1 protein-coding gene and 2 pseudogenes are annotated in these 3,778 nt (G+C 32.9%); 2 read left to right on the forward strand and 1 reads right to left on the reverse strand.

Annotated features, from left to right (window positions below; all coding sequences use genetic code 11):
- A pseudogene (locus HMPREF9007_RS00475) lies at window positions 1-641 on the reverse strand (carboxypeptidase-like regulatory domain-containing protein); the annotation flags it as partial.
- A gap of 368 nt (window positions 642-1,009) precedes the next feature.
- Here HMPREF9007_RS00475 and HMPREF9007_RS00470 point away from each other — a divergent pair.
- Complete coding sequence (locus HMPREF9007_RS00470; protein ID WP_008763867.1) at window positions 1,010-2,251, forward strand: site-specific integrase; 1,242 nt, start codon at window positions 1,010-1,012, stop codon at window positions 2,249-2,251.
- A gap of 801 nt (window positions 2,252-3,052) precedes the next feature.
- Window positions 3,053-3,778: pseudogene (locus HMPREF9007_RS0125535) on the forward strand (TonB-dependent receptor plug domain-containing protein); the annotation flags it as partial.

The following is a 3,778-nucleotide window of genomic DNA, read 5'->3' on the forward strand; positions in this document are numbered from 1 at the left end:
CATTATAACTCAACGCTTTTTGTTCACGTTTGATACCCAACGCAGTAACTACTACTTCGTCCAAGGTTTGCGTGTCTTCACCCATTGTGACTTTTAGGGGTTGGGCGTTGGCAAGCGTGATTGATTGGGAGGCATAACCGATATAGGAGATTTCTAACACATCACCTTTGGCAGCTTGTATTTTGAAATTTCCATCCATATCAGTAATCGCACCAGTAGCTGTTCCTTTCACCAGAATGCTAACTCCAATTAAAGGTTCACCTTGTGCATCTGTTACTGTTCCCGTTGCAACGATTGGTGTTTTTTTCTGTTGTTCTACTTCTTTCTTAGTAGAAAGTACAATATGCTTATCGACTATTGAATAACTGATATTTGTTCCTTTAAACAGCTGACCCATAACGTTAGTCAGCGACTCTTTAGAAACTTTAATAGATATGACACGATTAATATCGACGTCATTTGTGTTGTATACTACTGACATTGAAGTTTGTTTCTCTATCTCTTTTCAATGCAGTATTTAGAGGTACCTTCGATAGATTAAGGGTAATCATTCGTTCCTGCCCATAAGCTGAGGCAAAACTCGAAAACAATAAAAGGAAAAATAACAAGTATGGAAACTTGTGTTTTATAATTTCTTTCATCTTATTCTTTTTAATTAGAAATAGTTTTTAGGTAGTTAACAAACATGTGCGGGTAATAAATATAACCGCCACTCATACAAAGGATCTATGTATCTCTGTTTCTCATATTTATAAATTTAAAGGTTACACTAAAAATGATTTTTCATAAGCGCTTATTCATCAGTAATACATTTGATACTGCAACCATACTAAACGAAAATAAGATTTTTTTTCGTAAAAAATGGTTAGACTAAGCATTTTTTTGAAAAATAAATACATAATCATTTGATAAATAGAGCATTAAGTAGTTCTGAAAAACTATTCAATTTATTACATTTGCATGCAATTTGCATATATTCAAATAACAGATAGATATAAAGAATCATTTTATGTTCAAATATTCAAAAGATGGAGTTTCTGTATTGACCATATTAGACACCAGAAGGGCTAAAATTAATGGATTATTTCCAGTTAAAGTTCAAGTCGTATTTAGGAGAAAGCAGAAATATTATTCTACGGGGAAAGAATTGTCAAAAGAAGACTGGGATAGATTGTTAAAGGCAAAAAGTCAGTTATTAATGGAGGTAAGGACTGATATCGAAAGTAGTTTTTCTATTATAAAACAGCAAGTTAGCGAACTTATCCAAAAAGGAGAATTTAGTTTTGAAATATTGAGTATCAGACTTGGAAGGCATACGAAAGAAATCAATCTGCGTACAGCTTTCGAATTAAAGATGAAGGAATTAGAGGATAATGAGCAGGCAAGTACATATTTAAATTATCGAAGTGCTTTGAAGAGTTTAGAATGTTTTGGTGGTACCAATATTCCATTAGACAGAATTACTGTGGAGTGGCTGAAGCACTGTGAGCGGTTTTGGATTTCTAACGGTAAGAGCTATTCAAGTGTGAGTATTTATTTTCGAACCTTAAAGTGCATATTAAACCGTGCAGTACGAGATGGAATACTGAAAGAATCATCATTTCCTTTTGGAAAGAATAAATATGAAATACCAGAAGGACATGGTCGAAAGCTGGCTCTCACTCTTCCTGAGATAAAAAGAGTCATGTCTTTCCAGGATTCTACCAATGAATTAGAGGAATTTCGTGATTTATGGTTCTTCTCTTATTTATGTAATGGAATTAATTTTATGGATCTGTTATTTCTCCAGTACTCAAATATTGTAGATGGAGAAATCTGTTTTATACGTTCTAAAACATCCAGGACTACTAAACATAGTAAAGAAATACGTGCTACTATAACTCCTGAGATGTGGGATATCATTCATAAGTGGGGAAACCCTAATATAAGCCCACAAACCTATATTTTTAAATATGCCAAAGGGAATGAAGATGCTTTTGAAAAGATCAAATTAGTGCGTCGTATCGTTACTAAATGTAATAGAAAATTAAAAAAAATAGCCCAAGGTACAGGTATTGCTCAACTGACTACTTATACAGCAAGACATTCATTTGCGACAGTACTAAAACGTGGTGGAGCCAAAACGTCTTATATTTCAGAAAGTCTTGGTCACTCTAATTTAGCTGTTACTGAGAATTATTTAGCATGTTTTGAAAAGGAAGAGAGGATTAGAAATGCTCGACTACTGACTAATTTCGATAATAAAATGTAAATTTGAATGGTGCATGCAAATTGTATGCACAACGCTACTTTTTGTGTTTATTGCATAGGCATAAAATAAATGAGTATACGATAATATGATGAATTATAGAAAAATCTCATTGTGTCTAATATCATTACAAGATATGATTAACCATATGGTTAATCATATCTTGTAATGTCGCATTTTATAAATAATAGAAAACATGAAATCAGTAAAATCAGCACATTCTTAAAAAAATGCATATTTAATGTGCCTATAATGTAATATATTACACTAAACTATATAAGAATTAGAAATAAAACCTTTATTCTTGATTTGTATTCAACGGCTTGATTTAAATAAACGTTATTAATAATTATATGGTTATTAAATCGTTTAAAATACAGGCGTTTTAATATAAATAACAATATATAGAATCATATTGTCATTTCAGAATCAAGCGAAAAATTAAATCAAATAGAGAAAAAGTTCTTTCAAAGTGCCCATATTTATCTTGGTTTTAAAGGAACTGGTGTTTCCTTTAAAACCAAAATGCCGTTCCTTTTAAACCAACGACTGCTCCGTTCGTATATTTTAAAGCTCTTTCATAGAATTGAAGATGGCATTTTTATGCACTAAGCAATTGTTTTATGCAAACACATCGCATAATCTTGCAATAAATTATACATTTTTTTTGCTATTTATTAGATTTCATAGACTTTGACTACCTGGCTATTCTTAAAAATAGAACATAAAGAAGTATGAAAACAGCTATAAATTCATTACTCCCAATCAATCACATTAGCTAATACACAACCACTAAAAATAGTGATGGGAGAAGATACTCAAACATTAGAAGAAGTAGTTGTAACCGCATTGGGTATTAAGCGTGAACAGAAGGCATTAAGTTACAATGTGCAGCAAGTTAAAGGTGATGAGTTGACAACTGTGAAAGATGCCAATTTCATGAATTCATTAGCTGGAAAAGTTGCCGGTGTCCAGATTAACAGTGGTGCAACAGGTGCTGGCGGTGCTGCACGTGTTGTTATGCGTGGTTCTAAATCCATCACAAAAGACAACAATGCCTTATATGTAATTGATGGTATTCCAATGTTTAACGTAAGCTTTGGTGAAAGCGAAGGTCAGTTTGCAACTCAGGCAGGATCCGATGGTGTAGCTGATATCAATCCTGATGATATTGAAAGTATAAACATGTTGACCGGACCGTCAGCAGCTGCTCTTTATGGAAATGCAGCAGCAAATGGTGTTGTACTTATTAATACGAAAAAGGAAAAGCAGAACGTACTACATTAACCGTAAGTAATAACACTACATTTTCTAATGCATATATTATGCCTGAGATGCAAAATACCTATGGTAATAAGTCTGGTGAATTTGCAAGCTGGGGTGATAAAACATCTTTGAGGTATGATCCGAAAAAGTTCTTTAATACAGGTGCAAACGTTATTAATGCAATAACTTTTTCTACCGGTACAGATAAAAACCAAACTTACGCTTCAGCCTCTACTACAAACTCTACTGGTATCCTACCCAATA

Origin of the sequence: Bacteroides sp. 1_1_14 (genome assembly GCF_000162515.1) — a bacterium.
GTDB lineage: Bacteria > Bacteroidota > Bacteroidia > Bacteroidales > Bacteroidaceae > Bacteroides > Bacteroides thetaiotaomicron.

Bases quoted from the DNA above. Each gene is read 5' to 3' on its own strand.
- HMPREF9007_RS00470 (WP_008763867.1), top strand. From the start codon at position 1,010: ATGTTCAAATATTCAAAAGATGGAGTTTCTGTATTGACCATATTAGAC.